The sequence below is a fragment of the Acinetobacter sp. YH12102 genome (genome assembly GCF_013419125.1).
Lineage (GTDB): Bacteria > Pseudomonadota > Gammaproteobacteria > Pseudomonadales > Moraxellaceae > Acinetobacter > Acinetobacter pseudolwoffii.
This window is the reverse complement of record NZ_VPAS01000001.1, coordinates 196,906-223,578: the sequence shown is the minus strand read 5'-3', so window position 1 is coordinate 223,578 and position 26,673 is coordinate 196,906. Positions and strand designations below refer to the sequence as shown.

23 protein-coding genes and 5 tRNA genes are annotated in these 26,673 nt (G+C 45.5%); 1 reads left to right on the top strand and 27 read right to left on the bottom strand.

Going from position 1 to position 26,673, the window contains the following annotated elements; translation table 11 throughout:
- Window positions 1-13: 13 nt before the first annotated feature.
- From FTU42_RS01080 to rpoB, 3 genes are all read right to left on the bottom strand, one after another.
- Complete coding sequence (locus FTU42_RS01080) at window positions 14-379, bottom strand: hypothetical protein (RefSeq protein WP_005095281.1); 366 nt, start codon at window positions 377-379, stop codon at window positions 14-16.
- 212 nt (window positions 380-591) lie between these two features.
- On the bottom strand, window positions 592-4,782 hold the full coding sequence (gene rpoC / locus FTU42_RS01075) for a DNA-directed RNA polymerase subunit beta' (RefSeq protein WP_005173031.1): 4,191 nt from the start codon (window positions 4,780-4,782) through the stop codon (window positions 592-594).
- A 177-nt stretch (window positions 4,783-4,959) separates the two neighbouring features.
- Window positions 4,960-9,048, bottom strand: a complete 4,089-nt coding sequence (gene rpoB, locus FTU42_RS01070; RefSeq protein WP_005095277.1) for a DNA-directed RNA polymerase subunit beta — start codon at window positions 9,046-9,048, stop codon at window positions 4,960-4,962.
- Here rpoB and FTU42_RS01065 point away from each other — a divergent pair.
- The gene (locus FTU42_RS01065; protein ID WP_034608820.1) at window positions 9,042-9,293 is read left to right on the top strand and encodes a hypothetical protein; all 252 of its coding nucleotides are present in this window, start codon (window positions 9,042-9,044) and stop codon (window positions 9,291-9,293) included. The two genes, rpoB and FTU42_RS01065, sit on opposite strands and share 7 nt — an antisense overlap.
- Before the next feature lie 63 nt (window positions 9,294-9,356).
- Here FTU42_RS01065 and rplL read toward each other — a convergent pair whose 3' ends face one another.
- The 24 genes from rplL to hemC all read right to left on the bottom strand — a co-directional run bounded on the left by rplL (window position 9,357) and on the right by hemC (window position 26,659).
- Window positions 9,357-9,722, bottom strand: coding sequence for a 50S ribosomal protein L7/L12 (gene rplL, locus FTU42_RS01060; protein WP_005095274.1), 366 nt, complete (start codon window positions 9,720-9,722; stop codon window positions 9,357-9,359).
- 48 nt (window positions 9,723-9,770) lie between these two features.
- A complete protein-coding gene (gene rplJ / locus FTU42_RS01055; protein ID WP_005095272.1) occupies window positions 9,771-10,277 on the bottom strand; it encodes a 50S ribosomal protein L10 in 507 nt (168 codons plus the stop codon).
- A 300-nt stretch (window positions 10,278-10,577) separates the two neighbouring features.
- Complete coding sequence (gene rplA, locus FTU42_RS01050; RefSeq protein WP_005095271.1) at window positions 10,578-11,273, bottom strand: 50S ribosomal protein L1; 696 nt, start codon at window positions 11,271-11,273, stop codon at window positions 10,578-10,580.
- 3 nt (window positions 11,274-11,276) lie between these two features.
- Entirely contained in the window at window positions 11,277-11,705 is a 429-nt protein-coding gene (rplK, locus tag FTU42_RS01045) for a 50S ribosomal protein L11 (protein ID WP_004278614.1), read from the bottom strand.
- Between the two features lie 119 nt (window positions 11,706-11,824).
- Window positions 11,825-12,358: a transcription termination/antitermination protein NusG gene (nusG, locus tag FTU42_RS01040; protein WP_004278615.1), complete on the bottom strand. Its 534-nt coding sequence runs from the start codon at window positions 12,356-12,358 to the stop codon at window positions 11,825-11,827.
- Window positions 12,359-12,365: 7 nt separating this feature from the next.
- Window positions 12,366-12,806, bottom strand: coding sequence for a preprotein translocase subunit SecE (gene secE / locus FTU42_RS01035; RefSeq protein ID WP_005095267.1), 441 nt, complete (start codon window positions 12,804-12,806; stop codon window positions 12,366-12,368).
- A gap of 74 nt (window positions 12,807-12,880) precedes the next feature.
- A tRNA-Trp gene (locus FTU42_RS01030) sits at window positions 12,881-12,956 on the bottom strand.
- A 52-nt stretch (window positions 12,957-13,008) separates the two neighbouring features.
- Entirely contained in the window at window positions 13,009-14,199 is a 1,191-nt protein-coding gene (tuf, locus tag FTU42_RS01025; RefSeq protein ID WP_005095265.1) for an elongation factor Tu, read from the bottom strand.
- Window positions 14,200-14,349: 150 nt separating this feature from the next.
- Window positions 14,350-14,424, bottom strand: a tRNA-Thr gene (locus FTU42_RS01020).
- Window positions 14,425-14,441: 17 nt separating this feature from the next.
- A tRNA-Gly gene (locus FTU42_RS01015) sits at window positions 14,442-14,517 on the bottom strand.
- A 38-nt stretch (window positions 14,518-14,555) separates the two neighbouring features.
- A tRNA-Tyr gene (locus FTU42_RS01010) sits at window positions 14,556-14,639 on the bottom strand.
- Window positions 14,640-14,693: 54 nt separating this feature from the next.
- Window positions 14,694-14,769, bottom strand: a tRNA-Thr gene (locus FTU42_RS01005).
- 98 nt (window positions 14,770-14,867) lie between these two features.
- Window positions 14,868-16,361 carry an anthranilate synthase component I gene (gene trpE, locus FTU42_RS01000; RefSeq protein WP_005095263.1) on the bottom strand — a complete coding sequence of 498 codons (1,494 nt, stop codon included), beginning with the start codon at window positions 16,359-16,361 and terminating at the stop codon, window positions 14,868-14,870.
- A 108-nt stretch (window positions 16,362-16,469) separates the two neighbouring features.
- Entirely contained in the window at window positions 16,470-17,138 is a 669-nt protein-coding gene (gene gph, locus FTU42_RS00995; RefSeq protein ID WP_100329455.1) for a phosphoglycolate phosphatase, read from the bottom strand.
- A 78-nt stretch (window positions 17,139-17,216) separates the two neighbouring features.
- Window positions 17,217-17,876, bottom strand: a complete 660-nt coding sequence (locus FTU42_RS00990; RefSeq protein WP_005095259.1) for an FHA domain-containing protein — start codon at window positions 17,874-17,876, stop codon at window positions 17,217-17,219.
- Between the two features lie 62 nt (window positions 17,877-17,938).
- Window positions 17,939-20,191: a type II secretion system secretin GspD gene (gene gspD, locus FTU42_RS00985; protein WP_005173053.1), complete on the bottom strand. Its 2,253-nt coding sequence runs from the start codon at window positions 20,189-20,191 to the stop codon at window positions 17,939-17,941.
- Window positions 20,192-20,229: 38 nt separating this feature from the next.
- Complete coding sequence (locus tag FTU42_RS00980; RefSeq protein ID WP_180074969.1) at window positions 20,230-21,093, bottom strand: type II secretion system protein N; 864 nt, start codon at window positions 21,091-21,093, stop codon at window positions 20,230-20,232.
- A complete protein-coding gene (gene gspN, locus FTU42_RS00975) occupies window positions 21,093-21,836 on the bottom strand; it encodes a type II secretion system protein N (protein ID WP_100354887.1) in 744 nt (247 codons plus the stop codon). The genes FTU42_RS00980 and gspN overlap by 1 nt, the downstream gene beginning before the upstream one ends.
- A 181-nt stretch (window positions 21,837-22,017) precedes the next feature.
- Window positions 22,018-22,344 carry an H-NS family nucleoid-associated regulatory protein gene (locus FTU42_RS00970; protein WP_167381258.1) on the bottom strand — a complete coding sequence of 109 codons (327 nt, stop codon included), beginning with the start codon at window positions 22,342-22,344 and terminating at the stop codon, window positions 22,018-22,020.
- A gap of 142 nt (window positions 22,345-22,486) precedes the next feature.
- The gene (locus tag FTU42_RS00965; RefSeq protein ID WP_180074968.1) at window positions 22,487-22,915 is read right to left on the bottom strand and encodes a thioesterase family protein; all 429 of its coding nucleotides are present in this window, start codon (window positions 22,913-22,915) and stop codon (window positions 22,487-22,489) included.
- A gap of 8 nt (window positions 22,916-22,923) precedes the next feature.
- Window positions 22,924-24,117, bottom strand: a complete 1,194-nt coding sequence (locus FTU42_RS00960) for a heme biosynthesis protein HemY (protein ID WP_180074967.1) — start codon at window positions 24,115-24,117, stop codon at window positions 22,924-22,926.
- Window positions 24,118-24,123: 6 nt separating this feature from the next.
- Window positions 24,124-24,960: a hypothetical protein gene (locus FTU42_RS00955; protein WP_005173060.1), complete on the bottom strand. Its 837-nt coding sequence runs from the start codon at window positions 24,958-24,960 to the stop codon at window positions 24,124-24,126.
- Window positions 24,957-25,736: a uroporphyrinogen-III synthase gene (locus FTU42_RS00950; protein ID WP_180074966.1), complete on the bottom strand. Its 780-nt coding sequence runs from the start codon at window positions 25,734-25,736 to the stop codon at window positions 24,957-24,959. The genes FTU42_RS00955 and FTU42_RS00950 overlap by 4 nt, the downstream gene beginning before the upstream one ends.
- Window positions 25,736-26,659: a hydroxymethylbilane synthase gene (gene hemC, locus FTU42_RS00945; RefSeq protein WP_180074965.1), complete on the bottom strand. Its 924-nt coding sequence runs from the start codon at window positions 26,657-26,659 to the stop codon at window positions 25,736-25,738. The genes FTU42_RS00950 and hemC overlap by 1 nt, the downstream gene beginning before the upstream one ends.
- Window positions 26,660-26,673 lie beyond the last annotated feature (14 nt).

The following is a 26,673-nucleotide window of genomic DNA, read 5'->3' as shown; positions in this document are numbered from 1 at the left end:
AGTCAGTGTAGACTTAACGACGGCGGTTATCCTGTTCGATCGCAGCACCTGCGCCACCACCGATTGCACCACCAATCGCAGCACCAGCATTCCCACCGAATATGCTTTTACCTACAGCTGAGCCTACAGCACCGCCGACACCACTATAGGTCGCATTACGGTTTGAGCCACCTTGGGACTTACTTCCCACGGCTGCGCCTGCACCACCACCGACTGCAGAACCAAGACCACCCCCGACACTATTACCTACACCACCACCGACTGCACCACCTAAGGCGGCAGCACCGATACGCTGCTCATTGGCAGACATACTTTCACAACCTGCCAGCATAAAGGTGGAGAGAGTTGCAACTGCCATCACACCCATTAATTTTTTCATGACTTTGGCCTTCCTTTTCATACTTTAATTCAGCTTATCTTCATTTTATAAAACTAAAACATGGAGCGTGTTACTTCTCTCGGTATTCCTGCTGAGTTTTGTAAGTATCAATGGATTATTCCGCTGTTTAGCCTTTAATTAGCTTTTAATTTTTATGTATTTAAGACAAAAAAAGACGCCCGAAGGCGTCTCTTTTTTAGCTTTAACTTGAATTAGAATTCTTCGTTAAATGCTTGACTTAAAGCTTGATCAACATCAGAGAAGTCATTGTGCAGTTCAAATTCTGCAGCTTCTGCTTCTTGACGACGACGCTCGAGATGGTAAGCCAAACCTGTACCCGCTGGGATCAGACGACCTACAACCACGTTTTCTTTCAGACCGCGTAAGTCATCTTCTTTACCTGTTACAGCCGCTTCAGTTAACACACGTGTGGTTTCCTGGAACGATGCAGCAGAGATGAACGAGTCAGTCGAAAGCGACGCTTTGGTAATACCCATCAACAGACGTTCAAACTTCGCAGGGAACTTGTTTTGTGCAAGAACTGCTTGGTTTTCCTGTACAACACGGATGTAATCCACTTGTTCGCCTTTGATGAAGCTGGTATCGCCACCATCAGTGATATCCACTTTACGCAGCATTTGACGTACGATGACTTCAATGTGCTTGTCGTTGATTTTTACACCTTGCAGACGGTATACGTCCTGAACTTCGTTCACGATGTAGTTGGTCAGCGCCACTTCACCTTTCAGACGTAAAATGTCATGCGGGTTCTGTGGGCCGTCAGAAATGGTTTCACCACGGTTCACATGTTCGCCTTCGAACACGTTAATGGTACGCCATTTCGGAATCAGCTCTTCGTAAATCTCAGAGCCATCATCCGGTGTAATCACCAGACGGTTCTTACCTTTGGTTTCTTTACCGAAGCTCACAACGCCCGATACTTCTGCAAGGATTGCATGCTCTTTCGGCTTACGTGCTTCGAACAAGTCAGCTACACGCGGTAGACCACCGGTAATATCACGGGTACGTGAAGATTCTTGTGGTACACGACCGATGACATCACCGACACCAATCGTTTCGCCATCACGGACAGAAAGAATGGTGTTTTGTGGCAAGAAGTAGAACTGTTCAGTGCCTTCAACTGTGTCTAACACTACAGCAGGACGCAAATCTTTACCTGACGCAGGACGTGAAGTCACTGGCAAGATTTCGATGGTTGACATACCTGTTGCATCATCAGTTTTCGAAGTCACGGTCACGCCATCAGCGATCTGGCTGAAACGCACTTTACCTGCAACTTCTGTTACCAATGGATGTGTATGCGGATCCCAAGTCGCCACGATACCGCCTGCTTCTACAGCTTCGCCATCTTTTAGCAAGATAGACGCACCGTAAGGCAGTTTATAGCGCTCACGCTCACGACCTAAATCATCCGCGATACCGATTTCACCTGAACGTGAAGTCGATACCAAGTGACCTTTGGCATGTTGTACTGTTTTCACGTTGTGGAAACGCACTGTACCCTGGTTACGAACTTGTACGCTGTTTGCAGCAGACGTTCGGCTTGCAGCACCACCCACGTGGAAGGTACGCATAGTTAACTGTGTACCTGGTTCACCAATCGATTGAGCTGCCATGACACCAACAGACTCACCCGGGTTCACCTGATGACCACGCGCTAAGTCACGGCCGTAACATTTCGCACATACACCGAAAGTAGACGCACAGTTTACAACCGAACGTACTTTAATTTCGTCGACACCTTGGCTTTCGATAAACGTTGCCAGTTTCTCGTCAATTAAAGTATTACGTGGAAGCAGAACTTCGTCTGTACCGACACGTTTCACATCTTCAGCAACCACACGACCCAATACTCGTGCACCCAAGTTCTCGATGACATCGCCACCTTGAATGAATGGTGTCATTACTAGACCGTCGAAGGTGCCACAATCTGGCTCGGTAATCACCAAGTCTTGCGCAACGTCTACCAGACGACGCGTCAAGTAACCAGAGTTCGCAGTTTTCAGTGCTGTATCGGCCAAACCTTTACGCGCACCGTGTGTCGAGATGAAGTACTGTAGTACAGTCAAACCTTCACGGAAGTTCGCTTTAATAGGCGTTTCAATGATCGAGCCATCCGGCTTCGCCATCAAACCACGCATACCCGCCAACTGACGAATCTGAGCTGCCGAACCACGGGCACCCGAGTCAGACATCATGTAGATCGAGTTGAATGATTTTTGCTTCTCGTCTTCACCCTGTTTGTTTTTAACAGTCGTGAAAGACAAGTTGTCCATCATCGCTTTAGCAACCTGGTCATTGGTACGCGCCCAAATATCGACCACTTTGTTATAACGTTCGCCGGCAGTTACGAAACCTTGTTCGAACTGTTGTTCGATTTCACGAACTTCAGCTTCCGCTTTACCAATAATGACTTGTTTTTGTGGTGGAATAACCATGTCTTCCATACCGACAGATACACCTGAACGCGTCGCCTGACGGAAGCCTAGGTACATCAATTGGTCAGCGAAGATAACAGTATCTTTCAGACCCAATTTACGGTAGCAAGAGTTAATTAACTTAGAGATGTTTTTCTTGGTCATCTCAACGTTAATTTGCTGGAAATCCATACCTTCAGGCACAACTTCCCAAAGTAGGCAGCGACCAGGTGTGGTATCTACAATAATGGTTTGATGTTCACGGTTGCCATCTTCATCGATGACAGTCTGGTGTACACGTGCTTTAACGCGAGCGTGTAGATCAACCTGACCTGTTGCCAGTGCACGGTTTACTTCGTGAGTATCCGCGAACACCATGCCCTCACCTTTGGCATTGATTGCATCACGCGTGATGTAATACAAGCCCAAGACAACGTCCTGAGACGGCACGATGATTGGCTCACCGTTCGCTGGAGACAAGATGTTGTTGGTCGACATCATTAACGCACGCGCTTCTAACTGCGCTTCAAGTGTTAATGGTACGTGTACCGCCATTTGGTCACCATCGAAGTCGGCGTTAAACGCAGCACACACGAGTGGGTGTAGACGGATCGCCTTACCTTCAATCAGGATCGGTTCAAATGCTTGAAGACCTAGACGGTGAAGTGTTGGCGCACGGTTCAACATCACTGGATGTTGACGGATCACGTGAGCAAGAACGTCCCAAACTTCTGGCGTCTCGCGCTCAACCATTTTCTTCGCAGCTTTAATGGTGGTTGCTTGACCAGATGCCTGTAGTTTCGCGAAAATGAATGGCTTGAACAGTTCAAGTGCCATTTTCTTCGGAAGACCACATTGGTGCAAACGCAGGTTTGGACCAACGGTAATGACCGAACGACCTGAGTAATCGACACGTTTACCCAATAAGTTCTGACGGAAACGACCTTGCTTACCTTTGATCATATCTGCCAAAGATTTAAGCGGACGCTTGTTCGAACCGGTAATTGCACGACCACGACGACCGTTGTCCAACAATGCATCGACAGACTCTTGCAACATACGTTTTTCGTTACGTACGATGATGTCTGGCGCTGCAAGGTCAAGAAGACGTTTTAAACGGTTGTTACGGTTAATCACACGACGGTAAAGATCGTTCAAGTCAGAAGTCGCGAAACGACCACCTTCAAGTGGTACCAACGGACGAAGGTCTGGTGGCAGAACTGGAAGTACAGTCAACACCATCCATTCTGGCTTGTTGTTCGAATCGTTGAATGCTTCCATCAACTTCAAACGCTTAGAGGCTTTTTTCAGCTTGGTTTCTGAAGTTGTCACAGGAATTTCTTCACGAAGACGCGCAATTTCAGCTTCAAGATCGATGTCTTTCAACAAGTCTTGAACCGCTTCTGCACCCATTTTCGCTGTGAATTCATCACCATGCTCTTCCAACGCATTGAAGTATTCTTCATCGTTCAGAAGCTGGTATTTCTCAAATGGCGTCATACCGGGATCGGTAACCACATAAGATTCGAAATACAATACGCGTTCGATATCACGTAGCGTCATGTCTAATAATAGACCGATACGGCTCGGCAATGATTTCAAGAACCAGATGTGTGCAACTGGAGAAGCTAGCTCGATGTGACCCATACGTTCACGACGAACTTTCGCAGTTGTTACTTCAACGCCACATTTTTCACAAATGACGCCTTTGTATTTCATACGCTTGTATTTACCACACAAGCATTCGTAATCTTTTACTGGACCAAAGATTTTGGCACAGAATAAACCATCACGTTCAGGTTTGAACGTACGATAGTTAATGGTTTCTGGCTTTTTAACTTCACCGTGAGACCATGACTTAATCATTTCTGGTGACGCAAGACCAATACGGATGCGGTCAAACTCTACAGGAGCATGACCGTCTGAATCCGTCTTTTTGCGCATGATATCGAGCAAGTCTTTCAATTTTTTTCTCCGTGTGTCGAGGAGATTTTCACTTCTCGACTGGGTCACAAATATTGTTTTTAACTGAATTGGGAATCCCAAGAATCCCCCTAAATCCCCCTTTATAAAGAGGGACTTTCCCCTCTTTCTTAAAGAGGTGAGAAGCATTGCTTCGCAAGGGAGATTCAATGGAACTAATTAGTCACCATTTTTCAGTTCAATGTTGATACCTAAAGAACGGATCTCTTTGGTCAATACGTTGAACGATTCAGGCATACCCGGGTCCATATAATGGTTACCATCTACAATATTCTTGTAGATACGGGTACGGCCTTCAACGTCATCCGATTTCACAGTCAGCATTTCTTGTAGCGTATATGCTGCACCGTAAGCTTCTAGTGCCCAGACTTCCATCTCACCGAAACGCTGACCACCGAATTGTGCTTTACCACCCAGCGGCTGTTGCGTGACTAGAGAATAAGAACCAGTTGAACGCGCATGCATCTTGTCATCAACTAAGTGGTTCAGTTTCAGCATGTACATATAACCTACAGTTACTGGACGGTCGAAACGCTCACCAGTACGACCATCATATAATACTGTCTGACCAGTACTTGATAGACCTGCAAGTTGTAACAATTCTTTGATCTGACCTTCTTCAGCACCATCGAATACAGGTGTTGCCAAAGGCACACCAGCACGCAAGTTACCAGAAAGTTTCAAGATTTCTTCATCAGTCAAACTGTCAAGATCTTCTTGCTCGCCACCAACTTTGTTATAAATCTTGTCCAGGAAATCACGAAGCTCAAGTACAGTACGCTGTTCTTTCATCATCTTGTCGATTTGATCGCCAAGACCTTTGGCAGCCATACCTAAGTGAGTTTCAAGAATCTGACCCACGTTCATACGCGATGGTACGCCCAGCGGGTTCAGTACGATATCAACAGGTACACCATTGGCATCGTGTGGCATGTCTTCTACCGGCAAGATGTTTGATACAACACCCTTGTTACCGTGACGACCGGCCATCTTATCACCCGGCTGGATGCGACGTTTTACCGCAAGATAAACTTTAACTACTTTCAATACGCCAGTGGTCAGCTCATCGCCTGTAGAAAGTTTGCGTTTTTTCTCAGCAAATTTCTCGTCAATTTCGAAGCTCTTCTCTTTCAAGAACACTTGAATTTGCGTTAGACGTTCAGCGATTGCTTCATCAACCGGTTGAATTTCAAGAAGATCAACAAGCTCTAAACCAGACAACACGTCTTCAGACAGTTTGTCGCCACGTTTAGTGGTACCGCCACCATTCGACTCTTGACCGTTCAACAAACGAATTACACGTTCACGTGCTGCTTCTTCAAAGATCTTGAACTCTTCTTTCAAGTCTTTACGGTAAGCATCAAGCTGAGCTTTTTCAATTGCTTGAGCACGTTCGTCTTTTTCAAGACCATCACGTGTAAACACTTGAACATCAATCACAGTACCTTTGGTACCAGATGGAACGCGTAAAGATGAATCTTTAACGTCAGCTGCTTTTTCACCGAAGATTGCACGAAGCAATTTTTCTTCCGGCGTTAGCTGCGTTTCACCTTTAGGCGTCACTTTACCAACAAGAATATCACCTGCTGTTACTTCAGCACCGATGTAAACAATACCTGATTCATCAAGTTTAGAAAGCGCTGCTTCACCCACATTCGGGATATCGGCCGTGATTTCTTCAGCACCAAGCTTAGTATCACGTGCGACACATGACAATTCCTGGATATGAATCGAGGTTAAACGGTCTTCTTGAAGTACACGCTCTGAAAGTAAGATCGAGTCTTCGTAGTTGTAACCGTTCCAGGTCATGAATGCGACGCGCATGTTTTGACCAAGCGCTAGCTCACCGCCATCAGTCGATGGACCATCAGCTAATACGTCACCACGACCCACTTTATCACCCAGGTTCACCAGAACTTTCTGGTTGATACAGGTGTTTTGGTTTGAACGGGTGTATTTGATCAGGTTATAGATATCTACACCTGCCTCACCTGCGATCATCTCTTCTTCGTTCACACGAATGACTACACGAGATGCATCAACAAACTCGATACGACCACCACGCTGAGCGATCACACATACACCAGAGTCATGTGCTACGTTCGCTTCCATACCCGTACCTACGAGTGGTTTGTCAGCGATTAACGTAGGAACAGCCTGACGTTGCATGTTTGAACCCATCAATGCACGGTTGGCATCATCGTGTTCAAGGAACGGAATCAGTGACGCAGCCACAGATACAACCTGCTGAGCAGATACATCCATATGCGTTACTTTTTCCGGCGGCATGCGTACGAAGTCACCTTGGTGACGTACAGATACAACTTCTTCTAATAAATTACCATCAGCATCTACTGCAGAATCGGCCTGTGCAATCACAGTACCCACTTCTTCAATCGCAGACAGGTATTCAATGTCCATGGTTACACGGCCATCAACTACTTTACGGTAAGGCGTTTCCAGGAAACCGAAGTTGTTCGCTTTAGCATATACAGAAAGCGAGTTGATCAAACCAATGTTTGGACCTTCCGGCGTTTCAATTGGACATACACGACCGTAATGCGTTTGATGTACGTCACGTACTTCAAAGCCCGCACGTTCACGCGTCAAACCACCGGGACCAAGTGCTGATACACGACGCTTGTGCGTGATTTCAGACAACGGGTTGTTTTGATCCATGAACTGAGACAACTGGCTTGAACCAAAGAATTCTTTGATTGCAGCAGCAACAGGCTTCGCATTGATTAGATCTTGCGGAGACAGGTTGTCTGTTTCAGCTTGAGATAAACGTTCTTTAACAGCACGTTCTACACGAACCAGACCGACACGGAATTGGTTTTCTGTCATTTCGCCCACAGAACGAACACGACGGTTACCCAAGTGATCGATATCGTCGACTTCACCTTTACCGTTACGGATTTCAACTAATGTTTTCAATACATCAGTGATATCTTCGTTCGAGAGAATACCTTCAACTTCACGCGACTTCTGGTCTGTACCCACTTCATAAGGACGACCCAAACGACGGTTGAACTTCATACGACCGACTGGAGACAAGTCATAACGCTCAGAAGAGAAGAACAGGTTATTGAACAGGTTCTCAGCTGCTTCTTTGGTTGGTGGCTCGCCCGGACGCATGACTTTGTAGATTTCGACCAATGCTTCTTCACGAGTGGTCGTAGTATCTGCACGTAGAGAATCTGCAACGAATGAACCACGGTCGATATCATTGGTGAACAGAACATTAAACTGCTTCACGCCGCCTTCTGCAATTTTCACCATGACTTCATGGCTCAATACGGTATTTGCAGCAATCACGTCGCCATCTTTTAATGCGATGTCTTCAGCCGTGATACGCTCATACAAATACTCATCAGGCACTGCAAGTTTTTCAAGACCTGAAGCTTCCATCTGACGTACATGACGCGCGTTAATACGTTTACCTTGTTCAACGATTGCCTTGCCATCTTTATCCAAGATGTCAAATTGTGCCATTTCGCCGCGCAGACGTTCCGGCACCAAGTCAATTTGATAGCTACCCATGTCAAGATATACAGGGACTTTCTCGTAGAACATGTTGAGAATGTTTTCGTTGCTATAACCCAGCGCACGCAGCACCACAGTCGCAAGTAATTTACGACGACGGTCAATACGTACATAGACCAGGTCTTTGGCATCGAATTCAAAATCTAACCATGAACCACGGTAAGGAATGATACGCGCTGAATAAAGGACTTTACCACTTGAGTGAGTCTTACCTTTATCGTGGTCAAAGAATACGCCTGGTGAACGGTGTAATTGAGATACGATTACACGCTCGGTACCATTAATTACAAAGGTCCCGTTATCCGTCATCAATGGCATTTCGCCCATATAGACTTCTTGTTCACGTACGTCTTTAATTGACTTCGTTTCACGATCTTTCAGGATCAAACGAATTTTTACACGCATTGGTGCTGCATAAGTTGAGCCACGAAGAATACATTCGCGTACATCAAACTCAGGCTTACCAAGACTATACTCAACAAATTCTAAAGCAGCATTGCCAGAATAACTTTCTATAGGAAAAACTGAACGAAATGCGGCTTGGAGACCGATATCTTCGCGGTTTTTTGGTGATTTGCCATCTTGTAAGAACGTTCTGTACGAGTCGACTTGAATCGCGAGCAGGTACGGAGCATCCATAACGCTAGGCAATTTACCAAAATTCTTACGGATCCGTTTCTTTTCGGTATATGAGTATGCCATCTGGAGTCCTCGGAAAGTGTAAACCAAGCCCGCCTGCAGAACGGGCTCAGAAGGAATTACGCTGGCCGATATGGCCACCACTCTTTACAAATGCTGCAATTTTTAGTGGTATTAAAACGCTTATCAATATTTTTTTACTGAAAAATATTGGTAAACGTTTGTTCATTATGTTTATTTTTAATTTGTATGATTTTTATATCATGCAAACAAAAATCGAGCCGATTATTGTAACGCAAAAAGGCTGATGACCCAAGAGCCATCAGCCAATTTTTGGAGCTGATTATAAAAAAACCGGCTCCCTTAAGCTATTACTTAAGAGTAACTGTAGCACCAGCTTCTTCAAGTTTCTTCTTAAGTTCTTCGCCTTCTTCTTTAGAAACGCCTTCTTTAAGAACTGTAGGAGCGCTTTCAACCATGTCTTTAGCTTCTTTCAAGCCAAGGCCAGTTGCTTCACGAACTGCTTTAATTACAGCAACTTTGTTTGCGCCAAAAGAAGTCAATTCAACATTGAATTCAGATTGCTCTTCAGCAGCAGCAGCAGCAGGACCAGCAGCAACAGCTACAGCAGCAGCAGAAACGTTGAATTTCTCTTCGAAAGCAGAAATAAGTTCAACAAGTTCAAGAACAGTTTTTTCAGCAACTGCGTTTAGGATTTCTTCGTTTGTTAAAGCCATGAGATTAACTCCAAATGGGTATTGAATGATGTGTGTGTAAGTTTGAGCTTAAGCAGCTTCTGACTCGTTTTTCTCTTGAAGCGCTGTAAGTAAGCGGCCCAATTTCGAAATAGGAGCTTGAAGAACGTTTGCAAGCATAGTAAGCGCTTTCTCTTGGTTCGGAAGATTCGCGATAACGCTAACTTCTTCGCCTTGATAAAGTTTGCCATCAAATGCAGCAGCTTTAAGTTCAAATGCTTTATTAGTTTTAGCGAATTCTTCGAACAAACGTGCAGCAGCACCCATGTCGTCTTCAGAAGTCGAGAAAGCTAAGATTGTTGGGCCAACAAGGTTGTCGTTCAAGATATTGAATTGAGTATCTTGAAGAGCGCGTTTAGCCAAAGTGTTACGCACGATACGTGTGTGAACACCTAGTTTACGAGCTTCAACGCGAAGAGCAGTTAATTGCTCAACAGTTAAACCTTGATAGTCAGCAACAACAGCGGCAAATGCAGTAGAAGCAACTTCAGTTACTTCAGCTACGATCTGTTTTTTGCCTTCGATAAGAAGAGCCATTGTAAAACCTCCTAACGGTGATTTATGTACTTACGCGAAGTACACTCCCAATTCGTTAATCCATCACTGGACTAACACGCGGAGGATGAACAAATCACACCACCGCGTCTACGCAGGCTGGACGATTAAGAGCGAAGCATAAAACTCCCCTCGCCCGCGGTCTTTGACGCTGATAAATTTTCATTTATCAATTCAAAGTTTGCCTAAGTTTGCAAAATACGACGGAGCGTTTCTTGCGTAAGTTTTAAAGCAGTGCTTTAAAACTTACTCAGGGCTTTAAAATTCTGTATAAGTCGAGACTTATTTAGAAACGTTTGCTACATCAACGATCAAACCAGGACCCATAGTTGAGCTCAAAGTGATCTTTTGAATGTATACGCCTTTAGAAGTCGCAGGCTTTAAACGTTTCAAGTCAGCAACGAGTGCTTCAACGTTTGAACGAACAGCTTCAGCAGTGAAACCTACTTGACCGATCGCAGCGTGGATAATACCCGCCTTGTCTACGCGGTAACGTGCTTGACCAGCTTTTGCATTTTTAACTGCAGTTGCTACGTCAGGAGTTACCGTACCCACTTTAGGGTTTGGCATTAAGCCACGTGGACCAAGGATCGTACCAAGTTTACCTACAACGCGCATTGCATCTGGAGCAGCAATTACAACGTCAAAGTCAAGGTTACCCGCTTGGATGCTTTCAGCAAGATCATCGAAACCAACAACGTCTGCGCCTTCAGCTTTAGCAGCTTCAGCAGCAGCGCCTTGAGCGAATACAGCTACACGTACAGTTTTACCCGTACCTGCAGGAAGTGTAGTCGCGCCACGAACAACTTGGTCAGATTTACGAGGATCAACACCTAGGTTTACCGCGATATCCAAAGATTCTTTGAATTTAGGAGCTGGAAGGCTCTCTAAAACTGCAACAGCTTCTTCTAGCGTGTAAACTTTGTGCGCTTCTACAGCAGCTACGATCGCTTTTTGACGTTTAGTTAATTTAGCCATGTCTTAAAGCTCCACTTCCAAGCCCATAGAACGCGCAGAACCAGCAATGGTACGTACACGTGCGTCTAAATCAGCACCAGTCAAATCTGGTTCTTTAGTAGTCGCGATTTCTTCGATTTGAGCACGAGTCAACTTACCAACTTTAGTTTTGTTAGGTACAGCTGAACCCTTCTGGATACCAGCAGCTTTCTTAAGAAGAACAGCAGCAGGTGGAGTTTTCATGATGAATGTGAACGACTTGTCGTTGTACACAGTGATCACGACTGGAATTGGTAGACCAGCTTCAACTTTTTGTGTCGCAGCATTGAATTCTTTACAGAATGCCATGATGTTCACACCACGTTGACCTAGTGCAGGACCAATCGGTGGAGATGGATTCGCTTTACCAGCTGGAACTTGCAGCTTGATATAGCCGTCAATCTTCTTAGCCATTTCAAATTACCTCTGGGTGCAAACGCCGGTGAAGGCTCCCCAATGATTTCAAGTAACGATACCGTTACAACAACAATGCCTGATTTGCACGCAAATCAGGCGTTTTCAACCCAAACCAATTAAACTGATTTTTCGACTTGACGAAATTCCAGTTCAACTTGAGTTGGACGGTTAAATACATTAATGGTCAGCGTTAAACGTGACTTTTCGTACTGAACTTCTTCCACCACACCTTTAAAGTCTGTGAATGGACCGTCAACTACGAGTAATTCTTCGCCTGGTTCAAACATCGTCTTAGGACGAGGTGCTTCACCAGTATTGCGTACACGCGCAAGAATCGCATCGGCTTCTTTTTGCGTAATTGGCGCCGGTTTTTCCGCCGTACCACCAATAAAGCCTAAAACTTTCGGACATTCTTTAACAATGTGCCAAGTGTCGTCATTCATTTCCATTTCGACTAGAACATAGCCAGGAAAGAACTTGCGCTCTGATTTACGTTTCTTGCCATCCTTCATTTCTACCACTTCTTCGGTAGGAACCAGGACTTCACCAAAGCTATCGGCAACAGCGCTACGCTGGATTCGATCATTAAGCGAACGCATTACTTGTTTTTCATAACCTGAATAGGCATGAATAATGTACCAACGTTTCATAGCTCTCTTACCCGATAATAAACTTGATTAACCAGCCTAAAATATAATCGAAACACCATAAAACAATGGAGGTAATTACGACTACAACAAGAACTTGCCAAGATGTGGACACAGTCTCTTGCTTGGTAGGCCAGGTCACTCGACGGAGCTCGATTCGTGCATCTTTCAGCAGACGAATAAAGCCTTTGCCTTGATGGGTGGCGTATAATAAACCGAATGCTGCAACGATACAAGCCAAAATCACCCCAACACGCACCCAAATATCATTCGCAGGGGCCCAGTATGCTGGTAAATATTGGTTTACCATCATTGCACCAACCAATAAAATCAAGGCGATAACCCATAGAACCATGTCTAATGGAGAACCAGAACTTACATCTACTGCAGGATTATTTCTTTGAGGAATTGCCGCTTCGCCTAATGCGTCGCGTGATTTTTCATTCGACATTTTTGTACTCGTCGTAGGTTTCGCGACTTATTATATGACCAATTTTGCCGACATCAAGCGTCTTTTTCAAAACTTGGCAGGTCAGGAGGGACTCGAACCCCCAACATTCGGTTTTGGAGACCGACGCTCTACCAATTGAACTACTGACCTGCAAAATAACAAGTTGGAGCCGAAACCCCAACCCGTTTATCTTATTCTATGATTATGCAGTTACTTTAGCAACTACACCAGCACCCACTGTACGACCGCCTTCACGGATCGCAAAACGTAGACCTGGGTCCATTGCGATTGGGTGGATTAGCTCTACTGACATCTCAACGTTGTCACCAGGCATAACCATTTCCACGCCTTCTTTAAGCGCGATCGCACCAGTTACGTCCGTAGTACGGAAGTAGAACTGTGGACGGTAACCGTTAAGGAATGGAGTGTGACGACCACCTTCTTCTTTAGAAAGTACGTATACTTCCGCATCGAATTTAGTATGTGGCTTGATCGCACCTGGTTTAGTCAATACTTGACCACGTTGTACGTCTTCACGCTTAGTACCACGTAGAAGAACACCACAGTTCTCGCCTGCACGACCTTCGTCAAGCAATTTACGGAACATTTCAACGCCAGTAACTGTAGTTACTTGAGTATCACGGATACCAACGATTTCAACTGATTCGCCTACTTTAACAATACCAGTCTCTACACGGCCAGTTACTACTGTACCACGACCAGAGATTGAGAATACGTCTTCAATTGGCATAAGGAATGGAAGGTCGATTGCACGTTCTGGCTCTGGAATGTAAGAGTCAAGTGCTTCAACCAGTGCAACAACAGCGTCTTCGCCATACTGACCAGCTTCACCGTTAAGTGCAGCAAGTGCAGAACCGCGGATTACTGGAGTGTCATCGCCCGGGAAGTCATAAGTAGAAAGAAGTTCACGAACTTCCATTTCAACCAGTTCAAGAAGCTCTTCGTCGTCTACAAGGTCGCATTTGTTCAAGAATACAACGATGTAAGGTACACCTACCTGACGAGAAAGCAGGATGTGTTCACGAGTCTGTGGCATAGGACCATCAGTCGCAGCACATACAAGGATCGCGCCGTCCATCTGAGCAGCACCAGTAATCATGTTTTTAACATAATCGGCGTGGCCCGGGCAGTCTACGTGAGCGTAGTGACGAGTTGGAGAATCGTATTCTACGTGTGAAGTATTAATTGTAATACCACGTGCTTTTTCTTCTGGTGCAGAGTCGATTGCAGCGTAATCACGCGCTTCGCCACCGAATTTCTTCGCACATACAGTTGCAATCGCAGCTGTTAAAGTTGTTTTACCATGGTCGACGTGACCAATTGTGCCCACGTTAACGTGTGGCTTATTACGTTCAAACTTAGCCTTAGCCATGTTAATACTCCTCGTTTACGTCGAACACAATTCTGAGTAAAACCCAGTTCCGACATGTCGTTTTAAAAAACCAAATACCAAATACTTGAAAAGCAGACTAAATAGCCTGCTTCTGAAATATTGTGCAATAAAAATTGCTAAACTGTAATCTGGAGCTCTTATCGAGATTTGAACTCGAGACCTCTCCCTTACCAAGGGAGTGCTCTACCACTGAGCTATAAGAGCAAATATTAGCACTTCAATGGAGCGGGAGACGAGGGTCGAACTCGCGACATGCAGCTTGGAAGGCTACCGCTCTACCAACTGAGCTACTCCCGCACGATGTTGGTACAAACCACTTATTGAAGTATTAAAATTGGTGGTGAGGGAAGGATTCGAACCTTCGAAACTTTCGTAGCGGAGTTACAGTCCGCCCCCTTTGACCGCTCGGGAACCTCACCATTTTACACTTACATCAGTGCTGTTCTTTACTCAACCCTTGAAACTCTCCAAGATGGTGCCGGCACACGGATTCGAACTGTGGACCTACTGATTACAAGTCAGTTGCTCTACCAACTGAGCTATGCCGGCGTTTCTTAGTGTTTCGTACGTTTCGTATCGGAACGGTGTGCAGTTTAGCAAAACTCACAAACCATGCAAGTGTTTTTTTCAAAAAAAACCTCAAAAACTCATAAAATCAAACCATTTGATGATAATTCAACCGCTTTGATCACTGCGCGAGCTTTTATTTGGGTTTCATTCCATTCAGATTCGGGATTTGAGTCGGCAACCAGTCCTGCTCCGGCCTGAACATAGACTTTATTTTCACGGATCACACAGGTACGAATCGCAATCGACATGTCCATTTCGCCGTGCCAGCCTAAATAACCGACAGCGCCTCCAAAAATTCCGCGTTTTACCGGCTCAACTTCGTCAATAATTTCCATGGCACGAATTTTTGGTGCACCTGAAAGCGTACCGGCAGGGAAAGTTGCCTTAAAAACATCCAAGGCATCGACATCGTCACGCACTTCACCCTGTACATTCGAGACAATATGCATGACATGCGAATAACGTTCGATCACCATTTGATCAGTCACTTGAACTTTACCAATTTTTGCAATGCGTCCGACGTCATTGCGACCCAAGTCAATCAGCATGACATGTTCGGCAATTTCTTTTTCATCAGAGAGCAAGTCTTGCTCAAGGGCCAGATCTTCTTCCTTGGTTTTGCCACGTGGTCGTGTGCCTGCTAAAGGACGCACTGTGGCAATGCCATTTTCCAGACGTGACAGAATCTCTGGCGAAGAACCGACAATATGGAACGGTGTATTGTTTTCCAAGGTTTGCCCTTGTACCAGAAACAGATACGGCGAAGGATTCAGATGACGTAGCGCACGATAGACCTGCAAAGGATCACCATCGAAATCTGACACCATACGATGCCCGGGCACCACCTGCATCACATCGCCGGCACGAATATATTCTTTGACCTTTTCAACCGAGGCAATAAAGTTGTCATGTCCGGTTAGAGATTCAAAATGTGGCGGACTATGTTTTTCAGCTTTCAGGCTAATCGGTGTTGCCAGAATATTTTCCAATTCATTCAATTGTTCATGTGCTTTTTCATAAGCAATCGGGTCAGCTGCATCGGCATGCACAATCAGAAATAAGGTATCTTTTAAATTGTCAAAGACAATGACGGTTTTAGACAACATCATCCAGATATCAGGCAAGCCAACCGGATCTGCTTCAGGCACATTTTTGAGTTTTGGTTCAATATAACGCACGGCATCATAACCAAAGTAGCCCACCAGACCGCCAGTGAAGCTTGGCAATGCAGGCAAGTCCTGTTGGGTCGGCACTTTAAACTGAGCCTGAAAGTCACGAATATAGTGAAAAGGATCTGCACAGTGCTGCTTTTCAATCGAGCCGTCCGCATGCTGTACCGTCAGTTCACCGGCATTACAGGAAAATACCGTAGATTCGCCCAGCCCAATAATCGAATAGCGTGCCCAGTTTTCTCCACCTTCGACAGATTCAAACAGATAAGCCTGCTGATGCTGCTTAAGACGCGCGAAAATAGAAAGTGGGGTATCCGTATCGGCCAGACGCTGACGGTACACTGGAATCAGGTTATAGCCTTGTGCAGCAAGTTGCTGGAATTGTGCTTGTGTGGTCATGCGGTTTTTCTCTTTAAATTGGGTTTACTCAGTGTATAAATAGACTTGAACTGAGCGACGCCATCGAAAAACCTGATCACTATTCATTTTATTTTCCTAACACCCTAATTAAGCAAGCAATTCACGTAGATCATCTACAATTTCTTGAGGATGACAGTCTGCTATATTTTCACCGTGATTATAGCCGTAGCTCACCACAATACAATCAATCCCGGCGCGACGTGCAGCCTCCACATCATTGGAAGAATCCCCGATCAGTAATACCTGTTCTTTCGTTACACCATACTGTTCGACACAGTGCAATAATTGACGCGGATGCGGTTTACGTTCGCTAAAACGGTCGCCACCAATGGTCTCGGCAAAATAATGTGCCATATCCAATGTCTCTAAAATAGCACAAGCAGGAAGCTCCGGCTTATTGGTGACGCAGATCAGGGTTTTGCCCTGCGCTTTGGCCCAGTCGAGAAACTTCAGAATCCCGGGAAATGGAACGGTGTCGACACAAGGATCGACATTATAAATATCCAGAAAAGTATTCAGCAGCTCCTGATGCTGTGCGGGTGTAACTTCACCGACCAGATGTAGCAATACACTTTCACAAAATATCGAGGTGCCCTTGCCCACCCAGGTACGAACCTGCTCTTCCGTGACCAAAGGCAATTGCAACACATTCAGGCTCATATTCATGGCACGATACAGGTCATGCGCCGAATCAACCAAAGTACCATCCAGATCAAACAAGATCAGTTCACGCTGTTCTAATTGTGCAATAGACATCCCGACCCTCTTTTATATTATTCGCAGCCACAAAAAAGGCATGCGCTGTGCATGCCTTGATTGTAACCAATCATCGGCTTATTTGAACATTACCCAAGCCATAATTGCCAAAATAATCAATACAATCACTGAAATCAAACCAACAGACACATTTTTCTGGGTTTCTTTTTCCTGCTCTACCCGTGACACAGGCTGCTCAACCGGCATTGGCGTAGGTTCTGGTTTCACTGCAGCAAGATCGACGCCTTCAGGAATCGGCGCTGGTTTTGGAATCCCGACATGGGTTGGCATGCCATCTCGGGTCAGCTGGACTGAGGCATCTCGCTGTGTCAGTTCCGGTATACCCTGCTCATTCATTTGTTGTGCTGGCGTTGGTTCAGTCACTTCAACCTGTGCCACGACTTTTTCTGCCGTGGCTTCTATTTCTGCTGGAACTTCTACCGCAGCCACAGGCGCCAACACGGAAAATTTCAGGCTGGCAAACTGAACGATATCATCCTGTTTTAATAAGGTTTCCTGTGCAATCTGCACATCATTGACGAAAGTGCCATTCGATGATCCTAAGTCCTGTACCCAGAGCGCATCATCTTTGAGCAAGAAAGCAGCATGTTTGCGCGAGATCTCTGCGGCCTGCAACACAATGTCTGCGGCCTGATGACGTCCCACCAGCATATCACGGTCAATGCTAATCTCTTGCCCTGTCAAGTCACCTGTAATCGCGTGTATTTTCCAAGTCATGAATTTACTTCTCTTTTCTCTTTGACATTATCATAACATGCTGTTTGTTCATGCTACATCACTTAGCTTTTCGGTCTAAGTGTTGTGGTGGTCACGGTATTTTTACGCTTTTCGACGTGTTGTCCGGGTTGTGACTGCAACACAGGCTCAATCGCGACAGGCGTGACTACCACAGCAGCTGGCTGAGTCGGCACTGGAGCCGTCGGCACAGTTTGATAAGACGAATTTTGTAAAGGTGTTTTCGAAACCGGAATACGCTGTTGATAGACATCACCGACCTGTTCAGGCAGCTTGGCAAAATTACCATCAGCATCCAGGGCCAGTTGCAGACTATACAGTTGGCTATAACGTTGCTGGGTCAGTTTACTGACTTCATTTTTATCCCCCACAATCGTTGGATGGATGAAGATCAGCAGATTACGTTTCTGATTAGATTTACCTTCAGAACGGAATAAACGCCCAAGACCAGGGATTGCGCCCAGACCCGGAACTGCCTGACGGCCATAACTGGTGTTATCCGAAATCAGACCACCCAGCACAATGGTTTGCCCATTTTCAGCCAGAATCGAAGTTTTAATCGCACGCTTGCTGGTCACCAGATCCTGCGCTTGTCCACGATCCCGATTAACAGCCGATACTTCCTGCTCCACTTCCAGACGCACCGTACCATCTTCACCAATATGCGGCACCACTTTTAAAGTGACCCCGACATCTTTACGTTCAATCGTGGTATAGGGATTGGCCACCCCAGCAGCGCCAGTTGAAACCGAGCCTGTCACAAAGGGTACGTTTTCACCGACCACAATATAGGCTTCTTCGTTGTCCATGGTCACAATGGATGGCGTAGACAACAGATTGGACTTGGTGCTTTCTTTTAAGGCCTGAATCAGCGCACCATACAGACGGCGTGAACCATCACTGCCTTCACGATAATCACCAAGCACCAACGAAGTCCCAGCTCCCACGGTACTTGCAGCACCTGCACCACCGCCGGTGAGATAACCGGCTGCCACATTTTTTAGACTGGTACCAAAATTATCAAAGTTAATCAGCCCAATACCGCTACTGATATCTCCCAAGGCCCATTGCACCCCAAGCTGATCGGCATCTGTACCTTCTACTTCGATAATGGCAGCTTCAATCAGTACCTGTTGACGGCGAATATCCAGCTGATTAATTGCTGATTCGATTTCCCGCATCAATTGCGGATCGGCCTTAACCACCAAAGAGTTTTGCGTGGCATCGGCAATAATACTCACCCCGTTTGCGCTAAAGCTGCTAATTCCACCCTGCTCGGCGTTCATGCCGGTATTCAACTGAATAGCGGAGGAAGTATTATTTCCGCTGGTGTTGCTACTGTTGTTATTGTTTAAACTGTTATTCGAACTCAGGGAAGATGAACCCGAAGACGTGCCAGTGGAATTTGAACTACTGTTCACCGCCTGCCCTGTCACCAGTCCCTGCAAGATCTCTGCCAGATTCTTGGCACTGGCATATTTCAAACGAAAGACTTTCAAGCCGCCCAGACGGTCTGCCGCCGGCACATCCAGGGTTTCAATCATTTGACGCAGCCGCTTACGCGTCGTCGGATCACCTTTAATGATAATCCGGTTGGTGCGGGTATCTGCGATGACACGTACCCGCGAACCACGAACATCTTTGGCTGCACCCGTGGCTGTCATGGACTCGATCAGCTCGATCATTTCCTCGGCCTGACTCGATTGTAGACTGACCGCTTCCATATCATTTTGACCGGTGCCATCCAGATTACGAATGATGGTTTCCAGCTGATAAATATTATTGGCCCGATCTGATACGATCAGCGCATTGGTGCCCGGCACTGCTGCCAGATGGGCAAATTGCGGCATCAAAGGGCGCAGTGCTGGAATCAGATCATTCGGATTGGTATTTTCCAGCCACAATACCCGAGTCACGATCTGGTCACCACTGGCACGGCTTCTGGCATCATAGGGAATGCCCGAGCTTTTGACATTGCTGTCCGGTACCAGCTTGATGGTATTGCCCGAAGGAATCGCCACCACACCATTGACATTGAGCACACCTAAAAACAGGTCATAGACTTCATTTTTATTCAGTGCTTTATTGGAAATAACGGTAACATTACCACGCACCCGCGGATCGACTGCGAAGTTCTTGCCGGTAATGTCAGCCACTTCATTAATGAATGCGGTGAGGTCAGCATCCCGCAGGTTGATTTTCCAGGTTTGCGCATAACCCGCCGTACTGATCATTGCTACGAGCGGGGCGGCCACACAACATGCCCATGCTGATCGATTATTATTAAATAAAGCCATAAACTTTTGTGTTTCCTAACCCTATGCGTGATGACACATCACTTCAAATCTTGTTGTATGGTCATCGTCTGATCACCACGTTTTATTTCGAGTTTGACCTGACCTTCACGTCGAGCCTGTTCCAGTAATTGCGCCTCGGTTTGCCCCTGCGATAGCGTCTGACCGTTTAAAGATAAAATCCGGTCTCCCGGTCTTAAACCGAGTCGATTACGCAGTGCAGCTGGTGTCCGGGAAGTGATTTCAAAGCCTCCATCCGACGCACTGACCCCCATATGCTGTAAATACTGATCCTTATTTTCCTGCATCTGCTGGATTGCCCGACCGATTTCATTTTGCGCTGAAGGCAGATTTTGTGCTTCAGCTGCGCTATTCATAGTCGAAGATGGAGCAGACATCATATTAGATGCTGGGGTTGCCGGCACGATCGGCTGATTCAAGCCATTTTCCAGACCCTTAAATAACACTTCTTGAGTGGCACCGGTTGCTCTGCGCAGAATGACCCGATCCCAATAGACCTCGGCCAGCTCAAAACCACTATTGCCCAGCATTTCTCCAACGCGATAACGATCCACCTGATCATTGACTTTCAGCACCGCAGAAGAGTTATAGCTTGGACTGGCAACCACCACGCCTTGCAAAAGAATATTGGCAGCTTCTGCTCCTGCTGCTGTTTGTCCACTTTCCTGAAACAGCGAAAATGCACTGATATTGGGGATTTGCGCCTGTTGTGAACCCAGTTCCACCCGATCCAGCTGCATAGCTTGAGGTGGCGCAATCAGCAACCAGAACATGGCCGCCAGTTTCCAGCATAAATATAGAATCAACAACAGCAACACGACAGGCGCAACACGATTGGCCTGTTTCAGATCGATATTTTTTAGATCGCCAAGAGAAATGGCCATTAGTTCAAGCCTCCCATTAGGGGTTGGCGGGTACTAATCACATAAGTATCCAGGCCAGCTTTACCTTCATAGGAGGGTGCATTCATTAAAAAGCGCTGGGTGAGCTGGATATCGAGCATCAGACTGGGATCAAGCTTGATATTCAGCATACGTTGCTCTCGGTTATCCCGAACGTCGAGTAAGAGCTGTCCGCTCTCATCTGCCAGTTGTCCGGTCATGGCCGGTACATTCATACGTTCCTGACGCTGGGCAAAGCTATAAATCAGCTCACCACCCGCCCATTGCATTTGCCCGGTCACCTGACTGAAGCCTTGTTCCTGTTTATATTTAAAATCCAGCTCTTTAAACTGAATAGCAGTCGCTGGCCATTGCCAGTCTGCCACTTTTTTTAAGGTTTCCGGCGCGAGCTGACCCTCAAGATTTTTGACGATCAAGGCTTTATTCAGCCCATAGCCCATGATCCCTGAAAGCTGAGTATTGCCGCTATGCAATTCAACATCTGCCCCAACTCGCAGCAACAGCAAGTCCAATGGCCGTACTTTCCAGTTCAGGCTGCCCCGCAAATTACCTTTTTTCCAGTCAGCACTGCCCTGCCAGATATTCCCGTTTACATTGTGCAAGGCCTGATTATTTTTATAAAATTTTGAAATCAACCAGGCAGCTGGCACTTGCAGGATCACAAAGACAAAAAACGCCACAAGCGCAAGGATGAACCATTTTAAAGTTTTAGGTTTATTGCTCATCCCACCACGACCAATATCTCAAGTCTAAATCCCCATTTATAATGTTTTCCTTATACAGACACATTATGCACACTTTTTTCCCAACGCCAATTCATAGATATAAAAAAACCAAGCAATCATGCTTGGTTCAGCAATCTTAGACTGTCTGTATGACAGCCTAATGACGAGATCAAATCGAGGCTTAGATCAAGAAATCTTCAAGCTTGGCACCTTTGTCCAGCTCTGCCACCAACCAGCGCGGCTGCTTGCCACGACCCGTCCAGGTATCATCTGGGTTGCTTTTGCTACGATAACGTGGCTCTACCGATTTACGTGATGATTTCTTGCGTTTAGACGCGCCAAATTCAAGTAACTGTTCAACCGTCATACCTACTTTGTCAGCAACGGCCAAGATTTGCTGATAAGCATCTTCGATCTCTTGGTCTTTTTTTGAAGCAATCAGTGATTCTGCTTCGGCTTGTAAACGCTTTAACTCTTCTACTGATAAATGAGTAATATCTGGCATAATGCTCTCCGATTAAATAATATTATTTGTTTTGTTAAATAATACCCCATCATATTTATATTAAATAAAACATTCAATATAAATATTTAAATCAATAACAATAAAGTTTAGAAATAATGACAAAATTAAATAATCAATTCATTTTTTAGATTTCATGTCCGGCTGTTAATTCAAGTGCTTCGATTTTCTTTCGGATATGTTCTGGAATTTGAGTTTTCTGCAGGGTTTTTTGATCAATACAAACAATAACCGCTTCAGAAGTTGCTACTATACTTTGCTGTTTTTCACTCCATAATAAATAATGCATGCGGAATGCACTATTTCGAATCTCTTCAATACGTGCTGCAATTTTTAAATGATCTGGAAAAACCACCGGTTTTAAATAACGGCACTGATTTGAAGAGACCACCGTAGAGACCGATTCATTCAGTAAATCCAATGCATTCAGATAAGCCAGACGTGCATTTTCTATGTAACGATAATACATGGCATTATTCACATGGCCCAATGCATCCATGTCTCCCCATGCCACGCTCTGTGCATAAACCACTGGATATTTTTGTAATTCTGACATGATGATTCTCAAATTTTAATTTCGATAAAGTTTACATTGGATTCAAATACTGCATTTAACTGCTGGAGCAAGTCTTCACGGTCTTGTAAGGCCGCTTTAATTCTCAAATAACTCATACGAATATCATCAGGATATAAGTCAAGCAAATGCTGGGCTTCCTCTGTATAACCGGTGGCCTGTAACACATGCCATTTTGCAAAACTCAAAATCGGTAATGCCGGATACTTGGTTTCCCAATGCGAAATCTGCTGTGCAATATGATCATAATCCGGGTTCTGCCGTAACAATTGCTGTTGAAACCACAAATAAAATACGTCCTGATTAAATTGTTGCTCTAATAAATGAATTGCCATTGTTTCATGTTCGGCACTCATTTCAGGTATTCTGAATAATAATTTCAACCATAATAACTTGACTGTATAGTCACGATCAAATACTTGCTTTTTTAAATCTAAATAACGCTGTTGTAAATAAATTAAATCATCTTGTGTGGCTTGATCATAGGCCAATAATAATTGTTCAAGCCATATTTTTTTTACTTCTTGTTCTAAATGTCCATATTTAGTCGAGCGTAAATATAACCAGGGAAACTGTATGGCAAATACGCCCCATAATGTGGTGAGTCGCTGTTCATAGGCTGGTTTCACCTGTATTAACCATGGTGATAATTCATGCTGATTTAAAAATTCTAAATGGGTCAGTGCTTGCTCACCGTGCTGTTGCGATAAATAAATTTCAATTCGCTGCAATTCTGCCAACTCAAATGCCATCGGGTTAGACTGATTTAAAGCAGTCAAGGCATCTGTATATTGCTGTTGCCCCCAAGATAATCGTGCATCAATAATATGTTTGAGTAAGCCCGACTTGCTAAAAGACTGCTGAATAAAATCCCGTTGATCCTGAGCCGCATTTAATAACCAGATCACAGCCAGTTGTTCATAAGGATGTAAATGGGCAAAACTAAATACGGTTTCATTTTTACGCTGTTCACGGCTGCGATACTGTTTGATCGCGTACCAGAGGCAATGGATCAGAAAACTGAACGTGACCAGTGAGGCTGCCAAAAACCACAATGTGGTTTGTAACTGCCACTCACGCCAATATAAATAGACATAGCCGGCCCCATGCCCATAACTCAGGATGCTCAGCCCCGCTATACCCAGTAGGCAGATAAATAAATAGGCCAGCAAAATCTGTTTCATAAGCAATTAGCCAACTAAGGTGCGTGTATTTAATAAAGGCGTTGGAGTGACCGGTGTGGCCTTGATTTGATGCAACTGCTGAATCCAGTACTGACTACGTGCATCCGGTAATTGCTCCAAGACATCAATCACCGCATTCAACGCTTGCTGAAAGGCGACAGATTGATCTTGCTGCAACGTATTTTGTGCAATGAGCAAGCGCAACTGAGCTTCTTTCAATACCAGATGCCGTTGCATTAATACGGTACTCGGCTGCTCTGCAGCTTCGATCTGTATCCAGCGCTGCCAGAAAGAGCGTTGAGTTTCCAAACTTTGAAGATGCGGAGCCTGAATTTCTTTTTCAATTTCAGCATCCATCTGCATCAATACTTCTTTTAATTTATTTTGCTGCACCAAGCGACTATTGACGAATTTTTTCAGCATGTCCTGATCTTTCGCAATCACTTGCTGCAGACTACTGACCAAGGCGGGCGCCAAGACATACTCATCCAACTCATTCTGCAGGTGGTTTAGTTTTTCAATGGCGGTGGCATATTGTTGCTGTTGTAGTGCAAATTCAATCAGATCCAGCTGCTGTTGTACGAGAGCAATATCATTCTGCGTGTCAGCAGTTAGCACTGCAGCTGCTGCCTGAGCTGAGGGAGCGCCTGCATTTTGCTGCTGGGCGGTAAACTGGCGTTTTAATGCCACAAACTGATCATTGAGATTGGCATTTTGCTGGTGCAACTGTTTAACACCTTGATGAAGTTCAGTCTGCGCTGCATTGAGAACATAAAGGTCATAGCTGAGTTTGATGAGCCACACCACACTCAAAATGAAAAATACAATAAATAGTTTCTTCATGCGTTCCCTAGTATCAGCCTCATTTTTTGCAAGATCGTATTCGCCTCTAAATCATCAATTTGCACAAATTCAAACCCTGCCTGATGCTGCTGTTGATATTCCCCAAGAAGAGTGGCCAAACGCGGCCCCAAAACCAAATAACGGGCCTGATGCATTAAATCCGAGTTATCCTGCATTAATGTCAGCCAGTTTAACCAGCTTGCTTCACTGCTGATTAGCACGGCAAAGCGCTGCTGCGCTTCAAGCAATGCCAGGTTTTCTGCCAAAATTATTGCTGTGCTTGCGGGGCATTGCCGCCGATATAAAATAAAATTCAAAATTTTGATATTATTTGCACGCAGATGATCCATCATAAATTGACGACCACCTTCTCCGCGCCAGAAGGCCACAGCTGAGCCAGCAGGCAGTTGCCTTAACACGGGTAATTGCAACATGCCTTCCGAAGTTTCAAGTTCAGGCACATGACTTTGAATACCATAACCAGCTAGCGTCTGCTCAGTGGCTTTACCCACCGCCACCCATTGCACATCTGCCAAGCGCGATAAGGTAATTTCCGCCTGCTGCAAATATTGCATGCCAATCTGGGCGGCAGTCGGACTGACCACCACAATGATTTTGGCCTGATCCAGCTGGCGATACAAGCGTAACAGCTCGTCGGAATAAGGCTGTGCGTGCAATTCCAGCAAAGGCAATTCTAGTACAGAAATCTGCGCTGCCTGTAACTGCTGAGTCAAACTCGCAGCACGCTCACTCGGACGGGTATTAATCAGTAACATCAGTTTGAATAAAGTGCTTTCAGCAACTCGCCTGCACCTTGATCGAGTAAATTTTTGGCCAATTCCACCCCTAACTGTTCAGCTTCTGCAATTTTTCCAGTGTGCTGTGCACGCAGCAAAACCGTTCCATCAACACTGCCGACACGACCTTCGATTGAAATCACATCATTCTGGAGCGTGGCATAGCCGGCAATCGGCACCTGACATCCACCTTCCAGATAGGCATTAAAGGCACGCTCAGCACGTACGCAGGCATCCGTTTCTGGGTGTAATAATGGCTGAATCAAGTGCAGTACCGCCTGATCATGGGTACGGCATTCCAGCCCCAGTGCACCTTGACCTACGGCCGGTAGACTGATTTCAGGAGTCAGAGCATGACGAATACGTTCTGCCAGACCTAAACGTTTCAAACCGGCACTGGCCAGAATAATCGCATCATACTGACCGGCATCCAGCTTGGACAAACGTGTACCGACATTCCCGCGCAAATCAATGATTTCGAGATCAGGGCGCTGTTTTAAAATCTGGGTTTTACGGCGCAAACTGGAAGTGCCCACTTTGGCGCCCTGTGGCAATTCATCAAAGCTGGCATAGGTATTCGAGACAAAGGCATCCAGTGGATCTTCACGCTCACAGATCACCGCAAGACTTAAACCTTCCGGCAAGGCCATCGGTACATCTTTCATGGAATGTACGGCCAGATCGGCACGGCCATCGAGTAAAGCAGCTTCTAATTCTTTTACAAATAGACCTTTACCACCAATTTTGGCCAGCGGCGTATCTAGGATTTTATCGCCCTGTGTAACAAAAGTGACTAACTCGACCTGCAAACCAGCGTGCAAATCTTGTAGGCGCGCACGGATATGTTCCGCTTGCCAAAGCGCAAGTGGACTTTGTCGAGTTGCAATTTTTAGGGTCTTCATAAATTTCAATAACA